The organism is Nocardia africana NBRC 100379 (assembly GCF_001612635.1).
GTDB lineage: Bacteria > Actinomycetota > Actinomycetes > Mycobacteriales > Mycobacteriaceae > Nocardia > Nocardia africana.
The window spans coordinates 18,347-44,299 of sequence record NZ_BDAV01000001.1 but is presented as its reverse complement, the minus strand read 5'-3'; the positions used below and the strand labels follow the sequence as shown (position 1 = coordinate 44,299).

At 68.9% G+C, this 25,953-nt stretch carries 26 protein-coding genes and 1 tRNA gene; 16 read left to right on the top strand and 11 right to left on the bottom strand.

Going from position 1 to position 25,953, the window contains the following annotated elements:
* The first annotated feature begins 199 nt into the window (after positions 1 to 199).
* The 7 genes from NA3_RS00225 to NA3_RS00195 all read left to right on the top strand — a co-directional run bounded on the left by NA3_RS00225 (position 200) and on the right by NA3_RS00195 (position 6,819).
* Complete coding sequence (locus NA3_RS00225) at positions 200 to 1,720, top strand: CoA-acylating methylmalonate-semialdehyde dehydrogenase (RefSeq protein ID WP_062961777.1); 1,521 nt, start codon at positions 200 to 202, stop codon at positions 1,718 to 1,720.
* Between the two features lie 4 nt (positions 1,721 to 1,724).
* Complete coding sequence (locus tag NA3_RS00220; protein WP_062961573.1) at positions 1,725 to 2,864, top strand: acyl-CoA dehydrogenase family protein; 1,140 nt, start codon at positions 1,725 to 1,727, stop codon at positions 2,862 to 2,864.
* Between the two features lie 8 nt (positions 2,865 to 2,872).
* Positions 2,873 to 3,952: an enoyl-CoA hydratase/isomerase family protein gene (locus NA3_RS00215; protein ID WP_062961572.1), complete on the top strand. Its 1,080-nt coding sequence runs from the start codon at positions 2,873 to 2,875 to the stop codon at positions 3,950 to 3,952.
* Positions 3,952 to 4,866 (top strand): 3-hydroxyisobutyrate dehydrogenase, encoded by a 915-nt coding sequence (gene mmsB / locus NA3_RS00210; protein WP_062961571.1) that lies wholly within the window; start codon positions 3,952 to 3,954, stop codon positions 4,864 to 4,866. Before NA3_RS00215 ends, mmsB begins: the two co-directional genes overlap by 1 nt.
* Before the next feature lie 16 nt (positions 4,867 to 4,882).
* Positions 4,883 to 5,659, top strand: coding sequence for an enoyl-CoA hydratase (locus NA3_RS00205; RefSeq protein ID WP_062961570.1), 777 nt, complete (start codon positions 4,883 to 4,885; stop codon positions 5,657 to 5,659).
* 147 nt (positions 5,660 to 5,806) lie between these two features.
* Positions 5,807 to 6,307 (top strand): DUF3558 family protein, encoded by a 501-nt coding sequence (locus NA3_RS00200; protein ID WP_167354934.1) that lies wholly within the window; start codon positions 5,807 to 5,809, stop codon positions 6,305 to 6,307.
* Between the two features lie 5 nt (positions 6,308 to 6,312).
* Entirely contained in the window at positions 6,313 to 6,819 is a 507-nt protein-coding gene (locus NA3_RS00195) for a DUF3558 family protein (protein ID WP_062961568.1), read from the top strand.
* A gap of 7 nt (positions 6,820 to 6,826) precedes the next feature.
* Here NA3_RS00195 and NA3_RS00190 read toward each other — a convergent pair whose 3' ends face one another.
* The 3 genes from NA3_RS00190 to NA3_RS00180 all read right to left on the bottom strand — a co-directional run bounded on the left by NA3_RS00190 (position 6,827) and on the right by NA3_RS00180 (position 9,994).
* Entirely contained in the window at positions 6,827 to 7,912 is a 1,086-nt protein-coding gene (locus NA3_RS00190) for an Hsp70 family protein (RefSeq protein WP_062961567.1), read from the bottom strand.
* A gap of 73 nt (positions 7,913 to 7,985) precedes the next feature.
* A complete protein-coding gene (locus NA3_RS00185) occupies positions 7,986 to 8,522 on the bottom strand; it encodes a MarR family winged helix-turn-helix transcriptional regulator (protein WP_062961566.1) in 537 nt (178 codons plus the stop codon).
* Between the two features lie 62 nt (positions 8,523 to 8,584).
* Complete coding sequence (locus tag NA3_RS00180) at positions 8,585 to 9,994, bottom strand: metallophosphoesterase (protein ID WP_062961565.1); 1,410 nt, start codon at positions 9,992 to 9,994, stop codon at positions 8,585 to 8,587.
* Positions 9,995 to 10,136: 142 nt separating this feature from the next.
* Here NA3_RS00180 and NA3_RS00175 point away from each other — a divergent pair, with 142 nt between their 5' ends.
* Positions 10,137 to 11,168 (top strand): extracellular solute-binding protein, encoded by a 1,032-nt coding sequence (locus NA3_RS00175; protein WP_062961564.1) that lies wholly within the window; start codon positions 10,137 to 10,139, stop codon positions 11,166 to 11,168.
* Positions 11,169 to 11,172: 4 nt separating this feature from the next.
* Here NA3_RS00175 and NA3_RS00170 read toward each other — a convergent pair whose 3' ends face one another.
* Positions 11,173 to 11,847: a hypothetical protein gene (locus NA3_RS00170; RefSeq protein WP_062961563.1), complete on the bottom strand. Its 675-nt coding sequence runs from the start codon at positions 11,845 to 11,847 to the stop codon at positions 11,173 to 11,175.
* 194 nt (positions 11,848 to 12,041) lie between these two features.
* Between NA3_RS00170 and NA3_RS00165 the strand changes: the two genes are divergently transcribed.
* Complete coding sequence (locus tag NA3_RS00165; protein ID WP_062961562.1) at positions 12,042 to 12,452, top strand: hypothetical protein; 411 nt, start codon at positions 12,042 to 12,044, stop codon at positions 12,450 to 12,452.
* Positions 12,453 to 12,459: 7 nt separating this feature from the next.
* Here NA3_RS00165 and NA3_RS00160 read toward each other — a convergent pair whose 3' ends face one another.
* Entirely contained in the window at positions 12,460 to 13,629 is a 1,170-nt protein-coding gene (locus NA3_RS00160) for an FAD-dependent oxidoreductase (protein ID WP_062961561.1), read from the bottom strand.
* Between the two features lie 107 nt (positions 13,630 to 13,736).
* Here NA3_RS00160 and NA3_RS00155 point away from each other — a divergent pair, with 107 nt between their 5' ends.
* Positions 13,737 to 14,312, top strand: coding sequence for a TetR/AcrR family transcriptional regulator (locus NA3_RS00155; RefSeq protein WP_174561031.1), 576 nt, complete (start codon positions 13,737 to 13,739; stop codon positions 14,310 to 14,312).
* Positions 14,313 to 14,448: 136 nt separating this feature from the next.
* Here the strand turns inward: NA3_RS00155 and NA3_RS00150 are convergent, their stop codons facing one another.
* Together NA3_RS00150 and NA3_RS00145 are read right to left on the bottom strand one after the other, a co-directional pair.
* Positions 14,449 to 14,937 carry an FBP domain-containing protein gene (locus NA3_RS00150; RefSeq protein WP_062961559.1) on the bottom strand — a complete coding sequence of 163 codons (489 nt, stop codon included), beginning with the start codon at positions 14,935 to 14,937 and terminating at the stop codon, positions 14,449 to 14,451.
* 82 nt (positions 14,938 to 15,019) lie between these two features.
* The gene (locus NA3_RS00145; RefSeq protein ID WP_227995366.1) at positions 15,020 to 15,613 is read right to left on the bottom strand and encodes a TetR/AcrR family transcriptional regulator; all 594 of its coding nucleotides are present in this window, start codon (positions 15,611 to 15,613) and stop codon (positions 15,020 to 15,022) included.
* Between the two features lie 125 nt (positions 15,614 to 15,738).
* On the opposite strand from NA3_RS00145, the gene NA3_RS00140 reads away from it, so the two are divergent.
* Positions 15,739 to 17,166, top strand: a complete 1,428-nt coding sequence (locus tag NA3_RS00140) for an MFS transporter (protein WP_227995365.1) — start codon at positions 15,739 to 15,741, stop codon at positions 17,164 to 17,166.
* Positions 17,167 to 17,190: 24 nt separating this feature from the next.
* On the opposite strand, the gene NA3_RS00135 is transcribed toward NA3_RS00140, so the two are convergent.
* The 4 genes from NA3_RS00135 to NA3_RS00120 form a co-directional block, all read right to left on the bottom strand.
* Positions 17,191 to 17,595, bottom strand: coding sequence for an SgcJ/EcaC family oxidoreductase (locus tag NA3_RS00135; protein WP_062961557.1), 405 nt, complete (start codon positions 17,593 to 17,595; stop codon positions 17,191 to 17,193).
* 143 nt (positions 17,596 to 17,738) lie between these two features.
* Positions 17,739 to 18,179 (bottom strand): hypothetical protein, encoded by a 441-nt coding sequence (locus NA3_RS00130; RefSeq protein ID WP_062961556.1) that lies wholly within the window; start codon positions 18,177 to 18,179, stop codon positions 17,739 to 17,741.
* Between the two features lie 392 nt (positions 18,180 to 18,571).
* Positions 18,572 to 18,644 (bottom strand) — tRNA-Arg (locus tag NA3_RS00125).
* 130 nt (positions 18,645 to 18,774) lie between these two features.
* Positions 18,775 to 19,083, bottom strand: coding sequence for a hypothetical protein (locus tag NA3_RS00120; RefSeq protein ID WP_062961555.1), 309 nt, complete (start codon positions 19,081 to 19,083; stop codon positions 18,775 to 18,777).
* Between the two features lie 135 nt (positions 19,084 to 19,218).
* On the opposite strand from NA3_RS00120, the gene argS reads away from it, so the two are divergent.
* The 5 genes from argS to thrB are packed head-to-tail and all read left to right on the top strand — an operon-like array spanning position 19,219 to position 25,824.
* Positions 19,219 to 20,877 carry an arginine--tRNA ligase gene (argS, locus tag NA3_RS00115; RefSeq protein ID WP_062961554.1) on the top strand — a complete coding sequence of 553 codons (1,659 nt, stop codon included), beginning with the start codon at positions 19,219 to 19,221 and terminating at the stop codon, positions 20,875 to 20,877.
* 40 nt (positions 20,878 to 20,917) lie between these two features.
* The gene (gene lysA / locus NA3_RS00110; protein ID WP_062961553.1) at positions 20,918 to 22,348 is read left to right on the top strand and encodes a diaminopimelate decarboxylase; all 1,431 of its coding nucleotides are present in this window, start codon (positions 20,918 to 20,920) and stop codon (positions 22,346 to 22,348) included.
* Positions 22,345 to 23,745, top strand: coding sequence for a homoserine dehydrogenase (locus NA3_RS00105; protein WP_062961552.1), 1,401 nt, complete (start codon positions 22,345 to 22,347; stop codon positions 23,743 to 23,745). The genes lysA and NA3_RS00105 overlap by 4 nt, the downstream gene beginning before the upstream one ends.
* On the top strand, positions 23,742 to 24,839 hold the full coding sequence (gene thrC / locus NA3_RS00100) for a threonine synthase (protein WP_062961551.1): 1,098 nt from the start codon (positions 23,742 to 23,744) through the stop codon (positions 24,837 to 24,839). The genes NA3_RS00105 and thrC overlap by 4 nt, the downstream gene beginning before the upstream one ends.
* Before the next feature lie 25 nt (positions 24,840 to 24,864).
* Positions 24,865 to 25,824 carry a homoserine kinase gene (thrB, locus tag NA3_RS00095; protein ID WP_062961550.1) on the top strand — a complete coding sequence of 320 codons (960 nt, stop codon included), beginning with the start codon at positions 24,865 to 24,867 and terminating at the stop codon, positions 25,822 to 25,824.
* Positions 25,825 to 25,953 lie beyond the last annotated feature (129 nt).

Below are 25,953 nucleotides of genomic sequence, written 5' to 3'. Positions count from 1 at the left end.
CGGCGCGGGAGCGCCGGGCGCCTACGCTTGGCGTCCCGATAGTAGGACGTCAAATCAACTGTACTGTGATGTGGACCACGACGCCATCGGTGGCATAAATCACATGGCTTCCAATACTTGGATGTCCAACTATAGGATGGCCGCGTACTGCGTCGGCTCCGGCGTGGAAGGCATCGACCGCATCGAGAACAGGACTGGCATGGTTCGCGAACTGACTCATTTCATCGGCGGGCAGCGGGTGGCCGGGACCTCCGGTAACTTCGGCGACGTCTACGACCCCAGCACGGGGCAGGTTCAGGCGCGGGTGCCGTTGGCGAGTGTGTCCGAGGTCGAGGCGGCCATCGCGAATGCGGCGCAGGCGCAGCGCACGTGGGCCGCGTTCAATCCGCAGAAGCGGGCCCGGGTGCTGATGAAGTTCGTCGCCCTGGTCCAGGACGAGATGGATTCGCTGGCCGCGCTGCTGTCGAGCGAGCACGGCAAGACCATCCCGGACGCCAAGGGCGATATCCAGCGCGGACTCGAGGTGATCGAATTCGCGATCGGCATCCCGCACCTGCTCAAGGGGGAGTACACCGAGAGCGCGGGCACCGGGATCGACGTGTATTCGATGCGGCAGCCGCTCGGTGTGGTCGCCGGCATCACCCCGTTCAACTTCCCGGCCATGATTCCCCTGTGGAAGGCCGGACCGGCGCTGGCCTGCGGAAATGCCTTCGTGCTCAAGCCGTCCGAGCGCGACCCCTCGGTGCCGCTGCGGCTGGCCGAACTGTTTCTCGAGGCCGGGCTGCCGGCCGGTGTGTTCAACGTCGTCAACGGTGACAAGCTGGCGGTCGACACGCTGCTGAACGACGAGCGGATCAAGGCCGTGGGCTTCGTCGGCTCCACCCCGATCGCGCAGTACATCTACGAAACCGCCACCGCGAACGGCAAGCGTGCCCAGTGCTTCGGCGGCGCCAAGAACCACGCGATCGTCATGCCGGACGCCGATCTCGACGATGTCGCCGACCAGCTGATCGGTGCCGGCTACGGCTCGGCGGGGGAACGCTGCATGGCCATCTCGGTGGCGGTGCCGGTCGGTGAGGAGACCGCGGATCGGTTGCGCGCCAAGCTGGTCGAGCGCATCGGCAAGTTGAATGTCGGCCGCTCCGACGATCCGGGCGCGGACTTCGGGCCGCTGGTCGGGCGCGACGGGGTGGAGCGGGTGAACAACTACGTCCAGATCGGTGTCGACGAGGGCGCCGAGCTGGTGGTCGACGGCCGGGGACTGAAGGTTCCGGGTGCCGAGGACGGATTCTTCGTCGGCGCAACGCTTTTCGACCGCGTCACTCCGCAGATGCGGATCTACAAGGAGGAAATCTTCGGTCCGGTGGTCGCGATCGTGCGCGCCGCCGATTACGAGGAGGCGCTGCGGCTGCCGAGCGAGCACGAATTCGGCAACGGCGTCGCGATCTTCACCCGCGACGGTGACACCGCCCGCGATTTCGCCGCGCGCGTGCAGGTGGGCATGGTCGGCGTCAATGTCCCGATTCCGGTGCCGATCGCGTACCACACCTTCGGTGGCTGGAAGGCGTCCGGCTTCGGCGATCTGAACCAGCACGGCCCCGACTCGATCCGCTTCTACACCAAGACCAAGACGGTCACTCAGCGCTGGCCCCAGGGCCTACGGACCGCGCCGGCCGCGGGTGCGGGTGCCGATCACTTCGTCATCCCGACGATGGACTGATCCGATGTTCGTACTCGACGAGGACGAACAGGCGATCGTGGACACCGCGCGCGGTTTCGCCGACGAGCTGCTCGCGCCGAACGCCGTGGAATGGGACGAGCACAAGCACTTTCCGATCGATGTGCTGCGCAAGGCCGGGTCGCTCGGCATGGGCGGCATCTACGTCGGTGAGGACGTCGGCGGTTCCGGATTGCGCCGCGTGGACGCGGTGCGGATCTTCGAACAGCTCGCCACCGGCTGCCCGGCCATCGCGGCCTACATCTCCATCCACAACATGGCCGCGTGGATGATCGACAGCTACGGCACCGAGGCCCAGCGCAATCGGTGGCTACCCGGGCTGACCTCGATGGATCTGCTGGCCAGCTACGCGCTCACCGAACCGGGCGTCGGTTCGGACGCGGCGGCCCTGAGTACCAGGGCCGTTCGCGACGGCGACGACTATGTGCTCACCGGGGTCAAGCAGTTCATCTCCGGCGCGGGCAGCACCGATGTGTATGTGCTGATGGCGCGGACCGACGACGCCGGCTCGCGCGGCATCTCGGCGTTCATCGTGCCCGCCGATACGCCCGGACTCTCCTTCGGCGCCAACGAGAAGAAGATGGGCTGGAACGCACAGCCCACCCGGCAGGTCATCCTGGACGAAGCCCGGGTACCGGCGGCGAATCTGCTCGGCGGTGAGGGCAACGGCTTCCGGATCGCGATGAACGGCCTCAACGGCGGCCGGCTCAACATCGCGGCCTGCTCCCTCGGCGGCGGCCAGACCGCGTTGGAGCGGACCGTGGCATATATGGCCCAGCGCACGGCATTCGGGGCCCGGCTGCTCGACAACGCGGCGCTGCAGTTCGACCTCGCGGATATGCGGACCTCGCTGGAGGCGGCGCGGACCCTGCTGTGGCGGGCCGCCGCAGCCCTCGACGCCGATGCCGCCGACAAGGTGGAGCTGTGCGCGATGGCCAAGCGTTTCGCCACCGATGCCGGATTCGAGGTGGCCAACAAGGCCCTGCAATTGCACGGCGGCTACGGCTATCTGGCCGAGTACGGAATCGAGAAGATCGTGCGCGACCTGCGCGTGCACCAGATTCTCGAGGGAACCAACGAGATCATGCGGGTCGTGGTGGCCCGCTCGGTAGTCGGCGCGGCATGAGGAAAGATATGACCGAAGCAGAAGTATTGTTCGACAAGCGCGACGGCGTGGGCCTGATCACGCTCAACCGGCCCAAGGCCATCAACGCGCTCAATCACCCGATGGCGCAGGCGATTCTGTCGGCCCTGCGCGAGTGGGCCGTCGACGACGAGGTCCGCACGGTGGTGCTCACCGGCGCCGGGGAACGCGGCCTGTGTGCGGGCGGTGATATCGTCGCCATCCACACCGACGCGAAGAACGCGGTGGCGCACGGTATTTCGCGCCGCGACAGCGCAGATTCGCCGAGCGGCCGGTTCTGGCGCGACGAGTACATTCTCAACGCCTTGATCGGCAACTACCCGAAACCGTATGTGGCCGTGATGGACGGCATCGTGATGGGCGGCGGTGTGGGGCTGTCCGCCCACGGCAATCGCCGCATCGTGACCGAGCGGTCGATGGTCGGCATGCCCGAGACCGGTATCGGCTTCGTTCCGGATGTGGGTGGCACCTATCTGCTCGCGCGCACACCGGGCGAACTGGGCACCCACGTCGCCCTGACCACGGCGCGCATGGGCGCCGGGGATGCGATCGCGGCCGGATTCGCCGACTGTTTCGTTCCCGCCGAACGCATTCCGGACCTGCTCGCCGAACTGCGCCGCACCGATGCCGATGCCGCGATCGCGGCCTTCGCCCAGCCCGCGCCGGTGTCGGATCTGGCCACGCAGCGGTCCTGGATCGACGCCTGCTACAGCGCCGACACGGTCGAGGAGATCGTCGCGCGGCTGCAGCGCCACGACGCCCCCGAGGCCGCCAAGGCGGCCGGCGACGTGCTGGCGAAATCGCCGGTGGCGCTGAAGGTCACGTTGCGTTCCCTGCGCAACGCCCGCCGGGCGGCGAACCTGGAACAGGCGCTCGACGAGGAGTACCGGGTCTCGGTGGCCGCGTTGACCACGCACGATCTGGTCGAGGGCATCCGTGCGCAGGTTGTCGACAAGGACCGCAACCCGCAGTGGTCGCCCGCCACCCTCGCCGAGGTGCCGGAGGCACTGGTGGACAGCTATTTCGCCGATCTGGGCGACCGGGAACTCGGACTGAGCGGAGCAGAGTGATGAGCGTGACGAAGGTGGCCTTCCTGGGCCTCGGCCATATGGGTGGCCCGATGGCGGCGAATCTGGTGCGTGCCGGATATCAGGTGCTGGCCTACGACCCGGTGCCGGCCGCGCAGGAGCAGGCCCGTGCCGATGGGGCCGAGGTCTTCGATACCGCCGCGGCGGCCGTGGCCGAGGCGGAGATCGTCATCACCATGCTGCCCAACGGCCGCATCGTGCTCGACGTCTACGACGCCGTGCTGCCGTCCGCCAAGCCCGGCACCCTGTTCATCGACTGCTCCACCATCGATGTCGCCGATGCCAAGCGTGCCGCGGAAGTCGCTGTGGCAGCGGGACATCGGGCGCTGGACGCACCGGTGTCCGGTGGCGTGGGCGGTGCCACCGCCGGCACGTTGACCTTCATGGTCGGCGGCGAGGCCGAGGACTTCGCCGCGGCGCAGCCGGTGCTCGACGTGATGGGCGGCAAGGTCGTGCACTGCGGCGGCGCGGGCGTGGGACAGGCCGCCAAGATCTGCAACAACATGATGCTGGGCATCTCGATGATCGGGCTGTCCGAGGCGATCGTGCTGGGCGAGAAGCTGGGCCTGACCCACGACAAGTTCTACGACGTGGTCTCCACCGCCTCGGGGCAGTGCTGGTCGCTGACCACCTATTGTCCGGTCCCCGGCCCGGTGCCGACCAGCCCGGCGAACAACGAATACCGGCCCGGATTCGCCACCGCGCTGATGAACAAGGACCTGGGCCTGGCCGCGAATGCCCTGCGCGACAACGGTGTCGAGGGGCGGTTCGGTCTGCTGGCGGCCGAGATCTACGAGCAGTTCAACCGGTCGGCGGGGGACCTGGACTTCTCCGCTATCGTCACCGATATTCGTCGCCGTTCCGGCGCGGAGCCGGGCCAGGATTCCGGCGAGTAGCCGAGAAAGGGAAACAGTGACCGACTTCGAGACCATTCTGCTGGAGCGCACCGGACGCGTCGCGGTGATCACCCTGAATCGGCCGAAGGCACTCAACGCGTTGAATACGCAGGTGCTCACCGACATCACCGCCGCACTCGACGAGGTGGAGGCCGATGCGGGCATCGGCGCGGTGGTGCTGACCGGGTCGGAGAAGGCGTTCGCCGCCGGCGCCGATATCAAGGAGATGCAGTCCAAGACCTATATGGACATGTTCCTGGCCGACTTCTTCCAGGGCTGGGACCGGGTCGGCGCGTTCCGCAAGCCGATCATCGCGGCGGTGGCCGGATATGCCCTGGGCGGCGGCTGTGAACTGGCCATGATGTGCGACATCCTGATCGCCGCCGACACCGCGAAGTTCGGCCAGCCGGAGATCAAGCTGGGCGTGATCCCCGGTATGGGCGGCTCGCAGCGCCTGACCCGCGCGGTCGGCAAGGCCAAGGCCATGGACCTGATTCTCACCGGCCGCACCATGGACGCCGAGGAGGCCGAACGGGCCGGACTCGTGGCCCGTGTCGTTCCGGCGGCGGAACTGCTGTCCACCGCGCGCGAGGTCGCCGAGACCATCGCCGGCATGTCGCTGCCGTCGGTGATGATCGCCAAGGAGGCCGTGAACCGCTCCTACGAAACCACGCTCACCGAGGGCCTGCGTTTCGAGCGCCGGGTGTTCCACTCGCTGTTCGCCACCGAGGATCAGACCGAGGGTATGACCGCATTCGTGGAGAAGCGCGCGGCGAACTTCGAACACCGCTGAGCGCTACCCCGACAGCCGAGCACCGCTCGCAGTCGACGGCCCGGCCGTCGCCGCACGTACTCGCCGGATAGGCGAACACGGGTGGCGACGCCGGGCCGCTTCCGTCGAGTGGTCGCGGGCTCGGCAATTTCCCGTACGCTCGTCGGCGTGAGATGGGTAGCCGCCGTGATCACCGTGGCCATCGCTGTGCTGGTGGCGGGGTGCGGCGCGTCCGGGCCGTCGCCGGTCGCGACGAGTTCGGCCCCGGCGCCGGCCGCCGCGCAGGCACTGGCCGTCGGCGAATGCGGGTCCGCCGCCGATGCCGATATCGTCGCCGCAACCGGTGTGTCCGGGTTACAGCGGGTATCGGCCAATCCGCTGCGCTGCCGCTGGGAGGCGGCCGGGGGCGCCTCGGTGACCTTCGAATGGTTCCGCGCCAGCCCGATCGCCGCGCATACCGCCACCGATCCCGCGGCCCACGCGGAGCCGCTGCGGATCGGCGACCACACCGGCCGGCTCTTCTCCACACCGCAGTGGTGTGAGGCCGCCGTCGATTCCGGTGCCGCGGATTTCGTCGACTGGCGTGCCGACGAGCCGCAACCGACTGCGGCACAAGCCTGTTCGGCCGTGCGGCAGCTGGCCGCGGTGACCCTCGCGAAGGCGGGGTGACGACGATGCGCCGGGCGCGCCGCCTCCTCGTCGCGGTGGCCGTGATCGCCGCCGCGGCCGGATGTTCCTCGGGGCCGCCGCCCGCGCAGCGGCCGGTGCGGGCCGAGGACGAACTACTGCAGGGTTGCGGTCCGGAAACCGATGCCGAGATCGCGAATCTGGTGCACGCCACCGCCGTTCGCCGCGAGAGCGGACCCACCGTCTGTGCCTGGGAGGGCACCTACCCCGACGGCGGCGTCGTGGACATCACCTACGCCTGGTTCGCGCAGGACTCGTTGTTACGCGACGGCCAGGTCGCGGCGGCGCTCGGCTACCGCACCGAGCATCTGGTCGTCGGCAGTTTCGGCGGCCTGATCTGGCACGATCCCCGGGACCCGGGCAGCTGCGGGGTGTCGGCCGCCGATTCCGGGACCGTCACCTACTGGGTGCAGAATCGCTCCCGCCGCGCCACGCCGGACCCGTGCGCCGCGGCCACGGACGCCGAGAAGGCCACCGTCAAACTCGACGGATGATCCGCCGCTATCTCCCGGGTGCGGGTTCGGCACTGCTGCCCGCGACCTCCACGGGACGAGCCGGTGTGCCGTCGTGCACGGGCGGCGCCGCATCGTGCCCGGTCACCAGCAATCCTGTCACCGTCGCGCCGAGGGCCGCGGTCACCGCCAGCGCCGCGACCACTTTGCGCCGCGAGACCGCCGGTCGCGGCGGCGAGGAGGCCGCCGATACGCACTGCGGCGGGGTGAAGCGGATACCGCGCACCCGGCGCGCCGACGGTTGTTCGGTGGCCATCAGCACCGCGCCGCGCGCGGAGACGAAATCCGGCTCCGGATCGTAGATCACCGGCAGATCCAGCAGCCGCTCGAGCGACTCCCGGATACTCGGGCTGCGGGTGCAGCCGCCCAGCAGTGCCACCGCCCGCGGCGGGACCCCGGTCTCCTCGATCAATTGCCGCACATACGACACCGAATGATGGATCCCGGCCGCGACCAGATCGTGGAAGTCGCTGCGCGTCACGACGATTCGCGTACCCGAACGGGGATCGCCGACCGTCACCACCCGCAGGGCGCTGAGCTGTTCCTTGTATTCGCGCCCGGCGGCATTGTCGATCTCGACACCGCCGTGGGCGAGGTGCCAGCGCAGCAGGGCGTCGTGGCCGTCGCCGCCCAGCAGTGTGCTGCGCTTGGCGGCCAGGATTGCCTGGGTGCGGCAATCGGCCTCGGTGAGGGTGAGCCCGGAGCTGCCGAGGTCGTAGAGCAACACCGTGCCCTCGTCGGGCAGCTGTCCGCTGAACCGCAGATAGCGCAGCTGGGCCGGCGGTTCGTCGATGATGGTGAGCCGGCTGCGTCCGGCCGCGGCCCGGATGGCCTCGGCGTGCAGGGCGCACCGCGAGGTGACGGCGATGCCGGTGACGAATTCGTCGCGGTCGGCGGCGGATGCCCGCATCGCGTCGATGGCCCGGAAGACCGGCTCCTCGACCCCGGCGCCCGCCCGGCGGGCGACCACGCAGCGGTCGATCGGCGGCAGATGGGGCTGATCGGAGTGGGTGAGCATGGCGCGCGCGCCACCAGCGCCCGCCGACACGCCCAGGACCAGCACCATGGCGTCCATGGTGAACCTTTCGGCCGCCGATGGGAAGGCAGCGGCCCGGGATGTCGCTGCCGGAATGCTGGTAACCCGGTCGTCAGGCCCAGCGAGTCGGCGTGTCGCCGCTGTCGAAGTCACCCGCCTCACGCCGGAATTCCGCCAGCAACTGCAGCAGGAGGTGGAGACGCTCCGGAGGCAGGCCAGGCCGGGCGAAGACCTTGTCGTTCAATTCCCGGGTGGCCGCCGCCGCCAGATCACGCCCCGCGGCCGTGATCTCGATCAGGGTTGCCCGGCGGTCGCTGGGGTGTGGTACTCGTTTGACCAGTTGCGCGGCTTCGAGCCGGTCGACGGTATTGGTGACACTCGTCGGGTGGACCTGCAGCCGGGCGCTGGCCGTCGCCATCGGCAGGGCCCCGGTCTTGCTGAAGCTGAGCAGCGTCAGCAGCTCGTAGCGGGAGAAGGTCAGTCCGGACGGGCGCAGCGCCTCGTCCACCCGGGCCATCACGATCTGCTGGGCACGCACCAGCGAGGTCACCGCCGCCATCCCGTCGGCGACATCGCCCCAGCCGTGCGAGGTCCACTGGCGGTGGGCCTCTTCGATGGGGTCCAGCGGAAGCGGGCGAGGTGCGGCCATACCGCCGAGTGTATTTGCCCGTTCGCTCCCACGCTGCGGTCCGGAGTCGCCGAATCGGTGATTCAGGACAGTCCCGAAAGATCACCGAGGACAACATGGTTGCGATCGGCGGTGCTGCCCAGGGTGTATTCGGGCATCAGGCCGAGATATTCGGCCCGGCTGCGGGTGCTCCACCGCCGCGCGTCCGCCGTGCGGGTTTTGTAGAAATTGGCCATGTAGCCGCCCTCGTAGAGGCGCAGCAGCGTGTAGCCGCCCGGATACTCCTTCACCGCCCCCACTTCCAGGAATTCCACTCGGAGCGGGATGTCGGGGCTGGTGCGGCGATTGCGGTGGGTGTGGCCCGCGTGGTGGAAGAACACCCCCGGCGTCGATTGATACAGCTGCTGCAGGGTGAGCGCGTCCGATCGATTCAGCACGAAATTCGGCCCGGCGAGATTGGTCAGCCCCGATTCCGCGGTCACCGGATGATGTCCGAAGACGATTGTCGGCCGATCGGGATCGCGGTGCAGCGATTCCCGCAGTCGATCGAATTGCTCGGGACCGATACTGCCGCCGGATCCGTCGAGTTCGGTGGTGTCGAGTCCGATCAGCCGCAATCCGCCGAGCCGGTGTTCGGTGAATTGCGCCGGGGGAAGGAATGATTCGCCCCAGCAGTCGTAATGATCCGCGGTCACCGCGGGACAGGCGGCGTAGTCGGCGCCGGTATGCGGCCGGTCGTGATTGCCGCGCGCGGCGAACCAGTCGCGCCCCTCGATTCCCCAGGCGTCCAGCCGGTTTCGTACCGTCCGGGTCTGCTCGGCGGTGGCTTCCGCGGTCAGATCGCCGGCCAGGATCAGATGGTCGGCGCCACGATCCGGCCGGCGGAGATCGTCGAGCAATGCCGCCAGCATGACCTCGGGGTACGGCGGCAGTCCCGGTTCCTGCCGCACGCCCGGTGGCAGGCCGGCGGCGATGATGCCGCTGGTCTCCTCGCCGATGTGGACGTCGTTGCAGAGCGCGAGGGTGCGCAGCAGCCGGCCCGGGGGAGCCACCAGAGTGGTGAATTCGCCGGTGCATTCGGGTGCGCCCGGCACATGGGTGACCAGCTCCGGCGCCGGTACCGCCCGCGCGCCGTCCGACCACGCCTCGAATCGATACCGCCGCCCCGGTTCCAGACCGTCGATCTGGGCGTAGTGATACGGCGTCCGATCGGCGCCCGGCACGGCAACCGCCCGGGCGGGGCCGGTGGAATCCGCGGGAGCCAACCGGATTTCGGTGCCCGCATCGACCGGCACCGGTGCTCCCGAGCCGTCGGCGGCCAGGGTCGTCCAGGTGATGATCGCCGACGTGTCGGTGATCGTGACCACCTCGAGATCGGTCGCTTGCAGTGAATTCGCCTGTGCCCGAGCCGAACCCGGAAGCACGAGCGGTGCGGCGGCCGCGGCGGCCAGCGTCGCGAGCAGCCGCCGGCGATTGGGCCCGCAACAGGTCATCGTCGCTCCCTCGTGGGTGGTCGGTTCCGATCCACGGCCGACCCTACCCAGACCGACGCCATACCGCGTGTCGTGTCGCGACCTCACCGGGTAGGTTGGCTAGCCGGTCGACTCGGCGCGATTTCCATCGGAAGGACGGTTCATGGCAACGGCGCAGCAGCACGAACGTCGGTGGAAACTCGTGCTCGGCGTGGTGGCGCTGGCCGCCTCGGCGATGGTCACCGCCTGTTCGGCGTCGGCGGACGAGCCGGAGATCGTGGTCTACAACGCGCACGATCAGCGCCTGACCCGGCAGTGGGCCGACGCGTTCACCGAGCAGACCGGGATCCGGGTGGCGCTGCGCGACGGCGCCGATGCCGAAGTCGCCGACCAGGTGCTGGCCGAGGGGGACCGATCGCCCGCCGATGTGGTTCTCACCGAGAATTCACCGGCCATGGCCCGGATGGAACGCGCCGGGCTGTTCGCCGACCTAGACCCCGCCACCCTCGCGCAGGTGCCCGAACGGTTCCGCCCGAATTCCGGTCACTGGACCGGAATCTCGGCGCGCGCAACGACTTTCGTCTTCCATCCCGCTGCGATTCCGGCCGGCGAGCCGCCCGCCGGATTGCTGGACCTGCAACAGCCGCAGTGGCACGGCCGCTGGACCGCCGATCCGCACGGCGCGGATTTCCAGGCGATCGTCGCGGCGTTGCTGGAACTCGACGGCGAGAACGCCACGCGCGCGTGGCTGCAGGGGGTGAAGGACAACGCGTCCGTCGCGCCGAACGGTTTCGCCGCACTGAGGACGGTCGGCGCGGGAGGGGCCGGCGGTGCGCTGGTCCTCGCCACCGACTGGTACCGCGCTCAGCTCGCGCCCGAGCGGATCACCGGTCCCTCGGTGCCGCATTATTTCCGCGGCGGCGACCCGGGCGGATACCTCTCGCTGTCCGGTGCGGGGGTGCTGAAGTCGAGCCGGCACGCCGCTGACGCACAGCGGTTCGTGCGATTCGTCACGGCCGCGGACGGGCAGCGTCTGCTCAGCGGTGGTGCGGCCATGGAGTATCCGGTGGCCGCCGGTGTACCCGCCGATCCGGCGCTGCCGCCGCTGGATTCGCTGGACCCGCCGCACGTGAATCCGAGCGAACTCGATCCGGACAAGGTCGAGGCGCTGATGCGTGAGGCGGGGCTGCTCTGATCCGCTAGGAGGCGGTCAGGTCGTAGCGATACCTGCTGGTCGGAATGACGTCGAGATCGCGGTCGGCGCCGAAGGTCGCGACGCTGGCCATCATGCGACCGGCCCGGCGCTGCAACTCCGCGTCGTCACCTCCGCTGCCCCAGAATGCGTGCTGGTCGGTCATCGCGTCCATCGGGAACAGTTCCTCGACCAGCGCGTCCACCCGCGGGCCCGGAGTGACCGCGGCGACCACGGTGTTCTGCACATAACCGAAGGTGGCCTGGGTTTCGATGGCCACGGTCGTATGCCGATCCTGCCAATTGTGCAGCCATTCGGCGCGGCTCAGCTCCTTCGGAATCCGCAGCAGCGCGATATTGGCGAGCGCGTCGTAGCGGGTGCCGTCCGGGGGCCGCGCGGTGGTGAGCGGTTCGCGTTCCTCCACGATCCAGCCGTTGATCCGCGCGGAGACACCGCTGAGCACATCGGTGATCGGCCCGTTCTGCCCTTCACTCCAGACGCCGACGATCGCGGCGACCGGTTCGTCGTAGGTGCTCACCCGCAGCTGCGCGGCGGCGACGTCGGCATCGCCGATGTTGACCTGCAGTTCGGTCGCTCCCGCGGCGGCCAGCCGCCGGTGGAAGTCCGGTGCGTGCAGGATGTCCGCGAGATCCGGCCCCCAGAGGGCGTACATCAATTTCATGCCGGATCCTTTCGGGGAACTGCGTTCGGCTGCGACGACGGTAGTTCCGTCTACCGCGCGACACTCGCGATTCGCCGAAGCCGGTCCCGCTCACCGGGACCGAATCGGATGCCGGATCGCCGCGATCGTGCGACGGTCCGGACGGGTCGGTCGCCTACAGTGAGAGCGACATCCGTCCGGTGAGAGGAGACCAGGTGCGCCGCATACTGTTCGCGATGACGCTGTGTGCCGCTGTACTGCCCGCGCTCGCCTGTTCCGCCGGGGCCGACCACGCGACGACAGCTACCTCGGCGCCCGCGTCCGCGCCCGCGGCGGCCGACCACGGCAGCAACGGCACGATCGAGGTGGTGGCCACTCACGGTCCCGAGAAGTACGCCGCCGCCGGACTCGCCGCGGGCATCACCACCTGTCAGGCCGGTTCGGTGCTGGCGACGCTGACCACCGGCCGCGACGGCAAGGCCCACCAGGATGTGGCCGCCGATTGCTATCAGGTCCAGGTGACGTCGGTGCCGATGGGATGCCGGTTGGCCACCGACACCGCCAAGAAGGTCGATGTGGTGGCCGGCCGGACCGCGACCGCGGAGTTCGGATTGACCTGCGCCTGAGCGCCGGTCACCGGTTGGCGAGTTCGGCGAGCCGGTAGGCCAGCGCCGTACGCACCGCCGGAACGCGGGTGACGAGGCGGATCGCGGTGTTGCGCAGCATGCGGGCCGGTCGCGGACGCAGGGTCGCCATCCGGGTCATGCGATCGGTGAAGGCGACGACGTCCAGCGCGACCGGGCGGCGGGTGCGCTCGTACTCGTCGAGCAGCGCGTCGGGTTCACCGCTCAGCACTCGGGCCAGCAGCGTGCCCAGCAGGGCCGCATCCTGAATGCCGGTGTTCATTCCCTGCCCACCGGCCGGGCTGTGCACGTGCGCGGCGTCTCCGGCCAGCAGAATCCGCCCGGCGCGGTACCGGTCGGCGACCCGATGGTGCACGCGGAAACGTGAGCCCCACAGCACCTCTCGCACCGTGGCGCCCGGGCAGCGGGCATCCAGCAGCGCTTGCACCTGGGCGCGGCTGGGATGTTCGGGTGCTTCGGCGACGGTGGCGACGATGCGGAAACGGTCGTGCTCGGCGTCCGGCAGAGGTGCGACCACGATGATGCCCTCCGGCGAGACGTGCAGGGATACTTCGTCGCGCGGCGCGGGCCAGTCCATCCGCACATCCGCGAGGACGAACGATTCCGGGTAGGTGGCGCCGGTGAATCCGATGCCCGCCGCCTCGCGGACCCGGCTGTGCATCCCGTCCGCCCCGATCACGTACTGCGCCCGGATCGACCCGGATTTCCCTGTGGCATCGGTGAATTCGACGGTCACCGCCTCCTCGCCCGGTAGCACCGCGGTGACCTCGACGGGGCGCAGCACCGTTCCACCCGCCCGGTGCAACCGGTCGAGCAGGACCGCCTCGGTCGTCTCCTGACCGATCATCAGCGTGTAGGGGAACGCTGTCGGCAGATCGGAGAAGCCGATGGTGGTCAGCCGATCGGCGCCTTCGTACATGACGAAACGCGGCACCTCCAGGCCGCGGTCGTGCAGGGCCGCGGCGATGCCGAATTCCTCGAGGACCTCCAGGGTCCGGGCGTGGACGACCGCGGCGCGGGACGTGTTCGCCCCGGCGGCCAGCCGATCCAGCAGAACCACATCGGCGCCGGCATCGGCGAGGGCGATCGCGGCGGTGAGCCCGGCGGGGCCGGCGCCCACGATGACGACCGCGGCGGTGGCGGGAACGGTGCTGCTCATGACTACTCCCTCAGGTTTGCCAACGTATGTTGGCCAACGGCTGTTGGCATCGAATGTAGGACTGTTCGCACTGGAAAGTCAACAGTTGTTGGCCTACGGTTGTGGGCATGAGTGAAGACACTGCGCCGCGTCGCTCGGACGCCACTCGCGCGGCGATTCTGGAGGCGGCTCGCCGGCATTTCGCCCGTGAGGGATTCGCCAAGGCGACCATTCGGGCCATCGCCGCCGACGCCGGCATCGATCCGTCGATGGTGATGCGGTACTACGGCAACAAGGGCGGCCTGTTCGACGCGGCGCTCGACGTCGATCTCGGCCTCCCGGATCTGGCGGCGGTGGCCGAGGACGAGCTCGGCGAGACGGTCGCGCGACGCTTCCTGGAACTCTGGGAGAAGCCACCGAGTAACGAACTGCTGCTGACCCTGTTGCGCTCATCGGTGTCGGACGCGACTGTGGCGCAACGGTTTCAACGTGTCTTCGCCGAACAACTGATGCCGATGGTGACCCGCGTCGGCGATCCCGCGGACGCGCCGCGGCGAGCCGGGCTGGTGGTCACGCAGATTCTGGGACTGGCGGTGTGCCGCTATGTGCTGCGCCTGCCGCCGGTGGTGGCGCTGACGGCCGAGGAGATCGTCGCGGAGATCGGTCCGACGGTGCAGCGATATCTGGTGTCGGCGCCGGCGTGAGGCGGTCCGGGCGGAGACATGAAAAAGCCCCGAGTCCGGCGGCGCGGGCTCGGGGCATCAGGGCTGCGGTGCGGTCCTCGAGTGTCGGCGCACGGCATCTACCTCCGTTCGATCGGATGGACGCTGTCCCGGTCGGTCAGCTGTAGAGGCGCTCGATGAATGCGCGCAGATTGGTGCGCACTCGCTCGGCCTTCTCCTCGTCGGTCAGATCCTCGCGATACCGGTTGCCCAGCGCCGGGCGCTTCTTGTTGCGCGCGTACAGCGAACAGGCGAGATCGGTGCACATGTAGATGCCGATCGAATTGCCGCGCCGGCCGGAGTCGCCGGCCTTGTGCGCGGTGAGCAGCGAGACGCCGCTACCGGTGTGCGTGGTCAGGCAGATCGAGCACAGCTGGGCCCGGCCGGATCCGCCCGTCTCGTAGCGCAAGGCCACGCCGACCAGCCGATCGTCCTGCGGCGTCACCAGATACGCGCGGCCCGGCATCGACCGATCGTTCCAGCCGAAGAAGTCCAGGTCCTCCCAGGGTTGCGCGTCGAGATCGCGGGGGACCGGCATGCGTTTGGCATCGCCCTTGGAACAGTTCACGAACGACGAGCGGATCTCGCGTTCGGTCAGTGGTTGCACGTGTTCACTCCCTTCCGAATGGATGAATGGAAAACGGAGCGAGGCTACGGCCCCCGGTCGCGGCGGGCAATCGAATATCGGCTCAGCCGGTGGTGCGCAGCCCGGCCAGGGTGACCGTGATCAGCCGTTCGGCCGCGTCGGGTGACGTCTCGCACGCGACGCCGATGCCGTGGCCCAGGCGCAACAGATCCCGCGGTTCGATTTCCGGGCGGACCAACCCGGCCTCCTGGGCCGGTTGCAGGACCGAGGTCGCGGCGTCGGTGATCAGCTTCGAACACAGCGTGAAGGTCTGCGAGCCGCGGTCGATGGCGGCCTTGAGAGTCACCGCCAGACTGCGCTTGTCCATGACGAACCGCACCTGGGCTCGGAACCACTGCTCCAGGGCGTCGAGCGGGGAGAGGGTTTCGGTCAGTTCGGCGGCGAGTTCGGCCAACGCCTCGATGCTCGATCGATAGACGGCCTCGATGAGCGCGTCGCGGTTGGGAAAGTGCCGGTAGAGGGTGCCCGGCCCCACGGCGGCGCGGCGCGCCACCTCGTCGAGGGGCGCCTCGGGACCGTGTTCGGCGAACGCCTCCCGCGCGCATTCGAGTATGCGCTCGTAGTTGCGCCGCGCATCCGCGCGCATCGGCCGCGGCGGCGCCGCGCGCCCGGACCCCTGTGTCGACGGTGCGCTCACGATTCCTCCAGTGGAAACGGACGAACTCTCCGCTTAGTCTTGCGTAACCGGAGAACTTCTCCATATGCTATCTCCATTGGAAACGGAGACATTCTCCGTTTAGTTCCGCATCCGATGGAGCCTCCTTGACTACCTCCACGATTTCCCCTTCCACGCAGGCCGGCGCACCGCCCGGGCGGCTGCGCTCCGGCCTCGTGCTGGTCACGCTGCTGACCTGCCAGTTGATGATCGTGCTCGACATCACCGTCATGAATGTGGCGCTGCCGCGCATCCAGCACGATCTGCACTTCAGCGCCACCGGCCTGTCCTGGGTGATGAACGCCTACACGCTGGTCTTCGGCGGGCTGTTGCTGCTCGGCGGCCGGGCCGGTGACCTGTTCGGACGCCGGCGCGTGTTCATCCTCGGAACCGTGCTCTTCACCCTCGCCTCGCTCGGCGGCGGCCTGGCGCCATCGGCCGCCTGGCTGATCGTCGCTCGCATCGTGCAGGGCCTGGGCGGCGCGATGGCCGGACCGAATACCCTCGCCCTGCTCACCACCACATTCGCCGATCCGAAGATGCGGGTCCGGGTGCTCGCCCTGTTCTCCGGAATGTCCAGCGCGGGATTCGCGATCGGGCTCATCCTGGGCGGCCTGCTGACCCAATGGCTGAGCTGGCGCTCGGTGCTGTTCATCAACGTGCCGTTCGGGCTGGTGGTGGCACTGCTCGCGGTGCGGTACCTGCCCGACGCGCCGCGCCGTCGCGCCCACCTCGACCTCCCCGGCGCGGTGACCGCCACGGGCGCGGTGGCCGCACTGGTCTACGGCTTCATCAGCGCCGCGGCGCACGGCTGGGACGATGTGACGACCGATCTGTCGCTGACGGCCGGCGTGCTCGCACTGGTGGCGTTCCTGCTGATCGAACGCCGTGCCGCGCAACCGCTGCTGCCCCTGCATCTGTTCGCCGACCGCAATCGCGCCGCCGCCTACGCGAATATGTTCCTCGGCCCGATGGCGGGCACCTCGATGTTCTTCTTCCTCACCCAGTATCTGCAGGAAGTGCGGGGAATGAGCGCGCTGGCAACAGGTTTCGCCTTCCTGCCGACCGCGGTGACGATGTTCACCATGATCCGGCTGATTCCCCGCTTGCTGCCCCGTTTCGGTCCCAAGCCGGTGACGCTGGTGGGGACGTCCGCGATGATCGCCGGGCTGGTCCTGCTCACCTTGCTCGACACCGATACCGGTTACTTTCCGCTGCTCGCGGTGGCGACCGTGTTGATGGGATGCGGTATCGGCCTGGCGTTTTCGCCGCTGAACGTGATCATCATGGCGAATGTGGCGCCCGAGGAGGCCGGTGCCGCCGGCGGTGCGCTGCAGACCTTGCAGCAGACCGGTGCGGCGCTGGGGCTGGCGGTACTGGTCACGGTATTCGGCACCGCTGTGCGGGCCGCGTCGGGATCGGCCGTGCATGTGCTGGCCTCCGGCATCACGACCGCCTTCGCCGCGGCAGCGGGGATCGCGGTGCTGACATTGCTCGTGGCATCGACATTTCGGAGTGTGCGGGCGCAGCGGTGAGCGATTCGGGTGAGTCGCGAGCCGCTAACGGGCCACCGCGGGGCTGTTGTGATACGCGGCGACCGTCCACCTGCCGTCGCGCCGGTGCAGCACCCAGGTCGCGTTGACGTACCGGTCGGCGGGTACCTCGGTTTCGCCGGCGAACAGGATCGCGGCCTTGCTGACCGCAACGGCGTGGTCGGCGCCGAGGAACCGGATATCTCCGATGTCGTCGGTGACGGTCGAGTTCGCGAGAACGGTTGCGAAACTGTCCGCCATACCCTCTCGGATCTCCGCCCGGCTGCGCCGATACGTCCCCGGCATGATCACCGTGGCGTCCTCGGCGTAGTCCGCGACGAAAGCGTCGGCGTCCCCCGCCGCCCAGGCCTTGTACTGATCGGCCAAGATCTGCGCGATGGCGGCCGAGTCGTCGGTTCGAGTCGTGGTCATGGCATGTCCTTCGTTCGTCGGCGCGGCCCGTGTTCGGGCCGTACACCCCTCCGACGCGCGACCACCCGCCGAATCGACAGACGAGAAAGGTCCCGACCGATGCCGGCGTACCGCGAGCACCGGCTTTGTACCCCTCGGCCCGGCTACACGCTGCCGTTGGCCTTTCCGGAGAGGATGTGCGTGTACGGGTCGGCGTCGGCGCCGATGTGCTCGGGCATGGGGTAGTAGGTCTTGATCAGCAGGTTGCCGTCGGCGTCCCAGGCGAAGGTCTCGATGCTGTGGACCATGATGACGTCGTCACCGGTGCCGAATCGGTTCTCGCACACCCAGGCCATCTCGTCGCCGTTGACCTGCACGGTCAGCATGGTGATCCGCAACAGGCTCTGGAACAGATCCCACGCGTGGGTGGTGACGGTGTCGAAACCGGTCTTCTCCTCTGTGCCGACCGGGTCGAACATGCGCACTGCGGCCGGGAACATGGTGCGCCATGAGGCCACCCATTCGTCCTTGCGGCCGGCGTTCCACAACTCGGCATGCCGAGCGGCATGTGCGAGCCGCGCTTCGCGGGTAGGCACTTTCGACATGATCTGCCCCTTCCGGCTCGACGGCCCCCTCCGGGCGACCGGGCTAGACACCAAGCTAGACACCTGTCTAGTGTGATGTCAACCGGTGATTCGGCGCGCTCGCTCGAGCGGGCCGTGGAGACGACCTCGATGGTTCTCGCCATCGAACGAAAACTGTTGGGACATAACGTGACTCGGGCCATCAAGCCCAAAGCGGCACGAAGCGGAAGCTGGTTACCTACACGCCGGCCGAGGTGTTGACCCACATTCGGCTCCATGACGCTCGTCACACCTGCGGGACGCCGATGCATCCGCGCGAGGTTGTGACAACTCCTGACACCGGGGCTGGCTGGGGTGACAGACGAGAAGGGCCCCCGACCGGTGAATTGCTGGTCAGGGGCCTTTGCCGTGTGTGCCCTCGGCAGGATTCGAACCTGCGGCCTTCTGCTCCGGAGGCAGACGCTCTATCCCCTGAGCTACGAGGGCGGGGATTGGACCCGGTCGACACCAGTGGATACGTCGTCCGATCGGGCGGGGAAAGCGTATCGCATCACACGGCGTGCGCCAAAAGACAGGTCCGAGCAGGGATTCAGCCGATCGGTTCGGCGTCGCGGCACTAGTGCGTCGGCATCGGCGCCCCCGGCATGCCGGGGATGGCCGGAACGCCGGGGATACCGGCGGGGAATTCGTCCATCTGGCCGGTGGGCGGGACGGCCTTCTCCTTGTCGGCGTGGTGGCGCGATTTGGGGACGAAATAGACGACCAGCGCGACGACCAGGGCGGCGATCACCACGACCGCGCCGACCAGCGCCCAGGGAACACGCCGGGGCTTCGGCGGGTTGGAATTGCCGTTGTACGCCCCACCGGGGGCGGATTTCGCGGCGGCACGAATCGCCTTGGCTGATTTCGCGCTGGTGTTCGGCATCGGCGTAGCGCTCTCTTCGGGTGTGTCGGAGGGGTACGGGCGCGGCGGGCCGGGGCCGCCGGTGCCGGATGCCGGGTGCGCCGAGCAGGTGCCCGCTGGCGGCGCACACCCGCTCGGACCATAGGATAGAGACTCGTGACTCCAGCTGACCTTGCAGAACTCCTTCGTGCGACCGCGGCGAAGGTGCTCGTCGAACGTGGATCCGACCCTGCGGTCCTGCCCGACGAGGTCAAGGTGGAGCGTCCCCGTAATCCGGAACACGGAGACTATGCCACGAATGTGGCCATGCAGGTGGGCAAGAAGGCGGGAATGAATCCGCGCGAACTGGCCGGTCTGCTGGCCGACGCGCTGGCCGCCACCGACGGCATCGAATCGGCCGACGTGGCCGGCCCGGGCTTCCTCAATATCCGCCTCGCCGCGGCCGCCCAGGGCGCCATTCTGGAGCAGATTCGCGCCGCGGGCGCCGCCTACGGCACTGCCCGGACGCTCACCGGCACCAAGATCAATCTGGAGTTCGTCTCCGCCAATCCGACCGGTCCGGTCCATCTGGGTGGCACCCGCTGGGCCTCGGTCGGCGATGCGCTGGGCCGCATCCTGGCCGCTCAGGGCGCCGACGTGACCCGCGAGTACTACTTCAACGACCACGGCGCGCAGATCGACCGCTTCGCCGAATCGCTGGTCGCCGCCGCCACCGGTGCGCCCACGCCGGAGAACGGCTACGCCGGCGCCTACATCTCCGAGATCGCGGGCCAGATCACGGCCGCGCACCCGGACGCGGTGACGCTGCCGGAGGACGAGCGGCACGAACTGTTCCGCCGCGAGGGTGTGGAGCTGATGTTCGCCCACATCAAGCAGACGCTGCACGATTTCGGCACCGATTTCGACGTGTACTTCAACGAGAGCTCGCTGTTCGCCTCCGGCGCCGTGGAGAAGGCGCTCGACCAGCTCAAGGCCTCGGGCAATCTGTACGAGAAGGACGGCGCCTGGTGGATCGCCAGCACCGAATACGGTGACGACAAGGACCGTGTCGTCATCAAGAGTGACGGCAAGTCCGCCTATATCGGTGGCGATATCGCCTACTTCCAGAACAAGCGCTCGCGCGGGTTCGACCTGTGCATCTACATGCTCGGCGCCGACCATCACGGCTACATCGGCCGGTTGAAGGCGGCGGCGGCCGCGTTCGGCGACGATCCGGACACCGTCGAGGTGCTGATCGGCCAGATGGTGAATCTGGTGCGCGACGGCGTGGCGGTGCGGATGAGCAAGCGCGCCGGCACGGTGGTCACTCTCGACGATCTGGTCGAGGCGATCGGTGTCGACGCCGCCCGCTACGTGCTGGTGCGCAGTTCGGTGAACTCGAGTATCGACATCGATCTGGATCTGTGGACCAAGCAGAGCAGTGAGAATCCGGTCTACTACGTGCAGTACGCGCACGCCCGCACCTGCGCGGTCGCCCGGAATGCCACCGACTTCGGATTCGCCGGTGTCACACCGGATCTCGGCCTGCTGGTCGCCGACGAGGAGGGCGAGCTGATCCGCACCCTCGGCGAGTTCCCGGCCGTGGTGGCGAGTGCGGCCGGCCTGCGCGAACCGCACCGCGTGGCCCGCTATCTGGAGGAACTGGCGGGCGCCTACCACCGCTTCCAGACCAACAAGACGCTGCGGATCCTGCCGCAGAACGACGACCCGGTCCTGCCGGTCAACGCCGCCCGCCTGCAACTGGTCGACGCCACCCGTCAGGTGCTGTCCAACGGTCTGGCGCTGCTGGGCGTATCCGCTCCGGAGCGCATGTGAACCGCCGCCGGTCAGGTCATCGTGTGAGGAAGGAATTATTGTGAGTGCGCATCCGGCGGGACCTCGGCACGCCGAGATCCCCCACGCCCCCAACTTGCCGGAGCGGCCCGCGGACCCCCGAGCGATGATCGACCTGCCCGAAAAGGTCTGGCCCCGCAACGCCTCTCGCGATGCCGACGGGGTGGTGCGCCTGGCCGGTCTGCCCGTCACGCAGCTCGCCGCCGAATTCGGCACGCCGCTGTTCGTGGTCGACGAGGACGACTTCCGTTCGCGCTGCCGCGATATGGTCCGTGCATTCGGTCCCGGCGCGCGAGTCCACTACGCGTCCAAGGCGTTTCTGTGCGGCGAGATCGCGCGCTGGGTGCGTGACGAAGGTCTGCACCTGGACGTGTGTTCCGGCGGTGAACTGGCGGTGGCGCTGCACGGCGGCTTCCCCGCCGAGCGAATCGCCTTGCACGGCAACAACAAATCGGTCGCCGAGCTGGAGCAGGCCGTGGCGGCGGGCGTCGGGCACGTCGTGGTCGACTCGCTGATCGAAATCGAGCGCCTGGAGGCGGTCGCCGCCCGCGCGGGCGTGGTACAGGATGTGCTGGTCCGGGTCACCGTCGGCGTGGAAGCGCATACCCACGAATACATTTCGACCGCGCACGAGGATCAGAAGTTCGGCTTCTCGATCGCCGGCGGCGATGCGATGGAGGCGTTGGCCCGGGTCTTCGAGGCGGATAATCTGCGCCTGGTCGGCCTGCACAGCCACATCGGATCGCAGATCTTCGACATCGACGGCTTCGAGATCTCCGCGCGGCGCATGCTGCGACTGCTGCGCGATGCGATCGAGAAGTTCGGCGTCGAGCGCACCGAGCAGATCGCGATCCTGGATCTCGGTGGCGGGCTGGGCATTTCGTATCTGCCGAGCGACGATCCGCCGCCGCTGGACGACTTCGCCGCGAAGGTGCGCGACCTCGTCGAGGTGGAGGCGGCGCAGATCGGCCTGCCCACGCCGACCATCGCGGTGGAGCCCGGCCGGGCGATCGCCGGCCCGGGCACCGTCACCCTCTACGAGGTCGGCACCACCAAGGACGTCTCGCTCGACGCCGGCGCGCAGCGCCGCTACGTCAGCGTCGACGGCGGGATGAGCGACAACATCCGGCCCGCGCTGTATCAGGCCGACTACGACTGCCGGCTGGTCTCGCGCTCCAGCGAGTCCGCCCCCGTGGTGGCGCGTGTGGTCGGAAAGCATTGTGAGAGTGGCGATATCGTCATCCGGGACACCTGGATGCCGGCCGATGTCGGACCGGGAGACCTGGTTGCGGTCGCGGCCACGGGCGCGTACTGCTATTCGATGGCCAGCCGCTACAACATGCTCACCCGCCCGGCCGTGGTCGCGGTCCGCGACGGGCAGGCGCGGCTGCTGCTGCGCCGCGAGACGACGGCGGATCTGATGAGCCTGGAAGCGACGGAGGTGCACGCATGACCGAGGCGACGAACCGGGCCCGAGGCGGTGCGTTCGGAATCGAACGTCCCATCGGGGTCGCGGTGCTCGGCATGGGCAATGTCGGCACCGAGGTGGTGCGCATCCTGCGCGAGCACGCCGACGATCTGCGCTCGCGGGTCGGCGCCCCGGTGGTGCTGCGTGGCGTCGCCGTGCGGCGCCTCGACGTCGACCGCGATATTCCGGCCGAGCTGCTGACCACCGACGCCGAAGCGCTGGTCGCCCGCGACGACGTCGACCTGGTGGTCGAGGTGATGGGCGGTATCGACCCGGCTCGCAAGCTGATCCTGGCCGCGCTCAACGGCGGCAAGTCGGTGGTGACCGCGAACAAGGCGCTGCTGGCCGACTACACCGGTGAGCTGGCCGCGGCGGCCGAGGGCAGCCGCGCCGACCTGTACTTCGAGGCCGCGGTGGCCGGCGCCATCCCGGTGGTGCGCCCGCTGATCCAGTCGTTGTCCGGCGACCGGGTGAACCGGGTGGTCGGAATCGTCAACGGCACAACGAATTTCATTCTCTCGGCGATGGACGAGACCGGCGCCGACTATGCCGACACCCTCGCCGAGGCGACCCGGCTCGGCTATGCCGAAGCCGATCCGACCGCCGATGTCGAGGGGTACGACGCCGCCGCCAAGGCCGCGATCCTCGCCTCGCTGGCCTTCCACACCCGCGTCACCGCCGCCGACGTCTACCGCGAGGGCATCTCGAAGATCACCGCCGAGGATCTGGAGACCGCGGCGGCGGTCGGCTGCACCGTGAAGCTGCTGGCCATCTGCGAGCGGATGCCCGGCGGCGAGCGGCTGTCGTTGGACGGTTCGGCGGTGGCCGCGCCGGGTGATGAGGGGAGTACGCCCGTCGGTAAGGACCGGGTGTCGGTGCGCGTCTACCCGGCGCTGATCCCGCGGCGGCATCCCCTCTCCTCGGTCGACGGCGCCTTCAACGCGGTGGTGGTCGAGGCCGAGAACGCCGGCCGGCTGATGTTCTACGGCCAGGGCGCGGGCGGCGCGCCGACCGCCTCGGCCGTGATGGGCGATCTGGTGATGGCGGCCCGCAACAAGTTCTATGGTGGCCGCGCACCGGGTGAATCGGTTTATGCTGAGCTGCCGATCGCGCCGATCGGCGACATCCCGACCCGCTATCACGTGAACCTGCAGGTTGCCGACCGCACCGGGGTTCTGCAGGCGGTGTCCGGCAAATTCGCCGAGCACGGTGTCAGCATCTCGACGGTCCGCCAGGAGGGACACGACGAGGGCGCCCGACTGGTCGTGGTCACCCACCACGCACCGGAGTCGGCGCTGGCCGATACGGTGGCAGCACTTGCCGAGCTGGAGTCCGTCACGTCCGTGACCAGCGTCTTGAGATTGGAAGGCACCGAGGAATGAGTCAGACAGGAGCGCCGCCGTCGGCCGGGGCCGTGCACACTCCGTGGCCGGGGCTGATCGCCGCCTATCGGGAACGCCTGGCGGTCGGCGCCGACTGGGAGCCGGTCACCCTCTACGAGGGCGGCACGCCGCTGGTGCCCGCGCATCACCTGTCCGAGCTCACGGGCTGTGAGGTGTATCTCAAGGTCGAGGGCCTCAACCCGACCGGCTCCTTCAAGGACCGCGGTATGACCATGGCGATGACCGATGCCAAGGCCCGCGGCCAGAAGGCGGTGCTGTGCGCCTCCACGGGTAACACCTCCGCCTCGGCGGCGGCCTACGCCACCCGCGCCGGCATGCACTGCGCGGTGCTCATCCCGCAGGGCAAGATCGCGATGGGCAAGCTCGCGCAGGCGGTCATGCTCGGCGCCAAGATCATTCAGGTCGAGGGCAATTTCGACGACTGCCTGGAGCTGGCCCGCAAGGTGACCTCGGACTTCCCCGAGGTCGGCTTGGTGAACTCGGTCAACCCGGCCCGCATCGAGGGACAGAAGACCGCGGCCTTCGAGATCTGCGACGCGCTGGGCAAGGCCCCCGACGTGCACGCCCTGCCGGTCGGCAACGCGGGCAACATCACCGCGTACTGGAAGGGCTACAGCGAATACCACGCCGACGGCCTCACCACGAGTCGCCCGCGCATGCTCGGCGTGCAGGCCGCGGGGGCTGCGCCGCTGGTCAACGGGGCGCCGGTGAAGGATCCCGAAACCATCGCGACCGCGATCCGGATCGGCGCGCCCGCGTCCTGGAACAGTGCGGTGGCCGCCCAGGAACAGTCCGGCGGCGCCTTCCGCGCCGCCACCGACGAGGAGATCCTGGCGGCGTACCGCCTGGTCGCGAGCACCGAGGGCGTCTTCGTCGAACCCGCCTCGGCCGCCAGCGTGGCCGGTTTGCTGGCCGCGCGCAAGGAGGGCTGGCTCGATTCCGGCCTCACCGTCGTGTGCACCGTCACCGGCAACGGCCTGAAGGACCCGGACACCGCGCTGCTGGGCATGCCCGCGGTGGAGGCGATCGCGGTCGACCCGGTAGCGGTGGCCCGCGAGCTCGAGTTGGCCTGAGTTGAGTGCGCGCGAAGGTCAGTTGATGACGCGGACCCTCCCGCCCGGTATCACCGTGACCGCGAAGGTTCCCGCCTCCAGCGCCAATCTCGGCCCCGGATTCGATTCGCTCGGTATCGCTTTGGGGCTGTACGACGAAATCGTGGTACGCACCACCGATTCGGGGCTTACCATCCGGGTGGAGGGTGAGGGCGCCGACGATGTTCCTTGGGGCCCTTCGCATCTGGTGGTGCGCGCGATCGAACGCGGCCTGGAAGCCGCGGGCGTCTGGGCGGACGGGCTGGACGTGGTGTGCCGCAACGTCATTCCGCATTCGAGAGGGCTGGGATCGTCGGCCTCGGCGGCGGTCGGCGGACTCGCCGCCGCGCGTGGACTGGCCGCGAAGTTCGACCCGGCGCTGACGGGTTCGGATGCCGAATTGGTGCAACTGGCTTCGGAATTCGAGGGACATCCCGACAACGCGGCCGCCAGCGTGCTGGGCGGCATCGTGGTGTCGTGGACCGAATCCGACCGGGCCGGCGAACTCGACGCGAGCAGCTCCGTCGAGCACCACCAGCGCGTCTACCGTGCGGTGCGGCTGGAACCGCACCCGCGGCTGCGCGCGACGGTGCTGATCCCGCAGGAGCGGTCCTCGACCGCGCACACCCGCGGCCTGCTGCCGGAAATGGTGCCGCACGGCGACGCCGCGTTCAACGTCAGCCGCGCGGCGCTGTCGGTGGTCGCCCTGACCGAGCGTCCCGACCTGCTCCTGCCCGCGACCCAGGACCGTCTGCACCAGGGCTATCGCGCCACCGCGCTGCCGCTGACAACCGCCTGGATCACCCGGCTGCGCACCGCCGGACTCGCCGCGATGGTGTCGGGCGCCGGACCGACCATCCTGGCGCTGGGCACCGGAGAATTTCCGGACGACCTGCGCAAACTCGCCGAGGACGACGGTCTGCGCGTGGTCGAACCCGACATTTCCGCGGGTGTACGCGTGGACTGATGGCGTGGCTGCCTTGCTGACGTGGTCAGACAGAGCTATCCTGAGCACGTCCGTACATCGTGCGCGTCAGACGCCGGTGCTTCATCAGGGCAATCGCTCCAGCAGGCTCCTTGCTCAAGCTCGGTGGCT

Bases quoted from the DNA above. Each gene is read 5' to 3' on its own strand.
- NA3_RS00155 (WP_174561031.1), top strand. From the start codon at position 13,737: ATGAGTGAAGACACTGCGCCGCGTCGCTCGGACGCCACTCGCGCGGCG.
- NA3_RS00220 (WP_062961573.1), top strand. From the start codon at position 1,725: ATGTTCGTACTCGACGAGGACGAACAGGCGATCGTGGACACCGCGCGC.
- NA3_RS00215 (WP_062961572.1), top strand. From the start codon at position 2,873: ATGACCGAAGCAGAAGTATTGTTCGACAAGCGCGACGGCGTGGGCCTG.
- NA3_RS00130 (WP_062961556.1), bottom strand. From the start codon at position 18,179: ATGTCGAAAGTGCCTACCCGCGAAGCGCGGCTCGCACATGCCGCTCGG.
- NA3_RS00175 (WP_062961564.1), top strand. From the start codon at position 10,137: ATGGCAACGGCGCAGCAGCACGAACGTCGGTGGAAACTCGTGCTCGGC.
- thrC (WP_062961551.1), top strand. From the start codon at position 23,742: ATGAGTCAGACAGGAGCGCCGCCGTCGGCCGGGGCCGTGCACACTCCG.
- NA3_RS00170 (WP_062961563.1), bottom strand. From the start codon at position 11,847: ATGAAATTGATGTACGCCCTCTGGGGGCCGGATCTCGCGGACATCCTG.
- NA3_RS00180 (WP_062961565.1), bottom strand. From the start codon at position 9,994: ATGACCTGTTGCGGGCCCAATCGCCGGCGGCTGCTCGCGACGCTGGCC.
- NA3_RS00195 (WP_062961568.1), top strand. From the start codon at position 6,313: ATGCGCCGGGCGCGCCGCCTCCTCGTCGCGGTGGCCGTGATCGCCGCC.
- NA3_RS00225 (WP_062961777.1), top strand. From the start codon at position 200: ATGGTTCGCGAACTGACTCATTTCATCGGCGGGCAGCGGGTGGCCGGG.
- NA3_RS00135 (WP_062961557.1), bottom strand. From the start codon at position 17,595: ATGACCACGACTCGAACCGACGACTCGGCCGCCATCGCGCAGATCTTG.
- NA3_RS00190 (WP_062961567.1), bottom strand. From the start codon at position 7,912: ATGGACGCCATGGTGCTGGTCCTGGGCGTGTCGGCGGGCGCTGGTGGC.
- NA3_RS00105 (WP_062961552.1), top strand. From the start codon at position 22,345: ATGACCGAGGCGACGAACCGGGCCCGAGGCGGTGCGTTCGGAATCGAA.
- thrB (WP_062961550.1), top strand. From the start codon at position 24,865: ATGACGCGGACCCTCCCGCCCGGTATCACCGTGACCGCGAAGGTTCCC.
- NA3_RS00120 (WP_062961555.1), bottom strand. From the start codon at position 19,083: ATGCCGAACACCAGCGCGAAATCAGCCAAGGCGATTCGTGCCGCCGCG.
- mmsB (WP_062961571.1), top strand. From the start codon at position 3,952: ATGAGCGTGACGAAGGTGGCCTTCCTGGGCCTCGGCCATATGGGTGGC.
- NA3_RS00160 (WP_062961561.1), bottom strand. From the start codon at position 13,629: ATGAGCAGCACCGTTCCCGCCACCGCCGCGGTCGTCATCGTGGGCGCC.
- NA3_RS00185 (WP_062961566.1), bottom strand. From the start codon at position 8,522: ATGGCCGCACCTCGCCCGCTTCCGCTGGACCCCATCGAAGAGGCCCAC.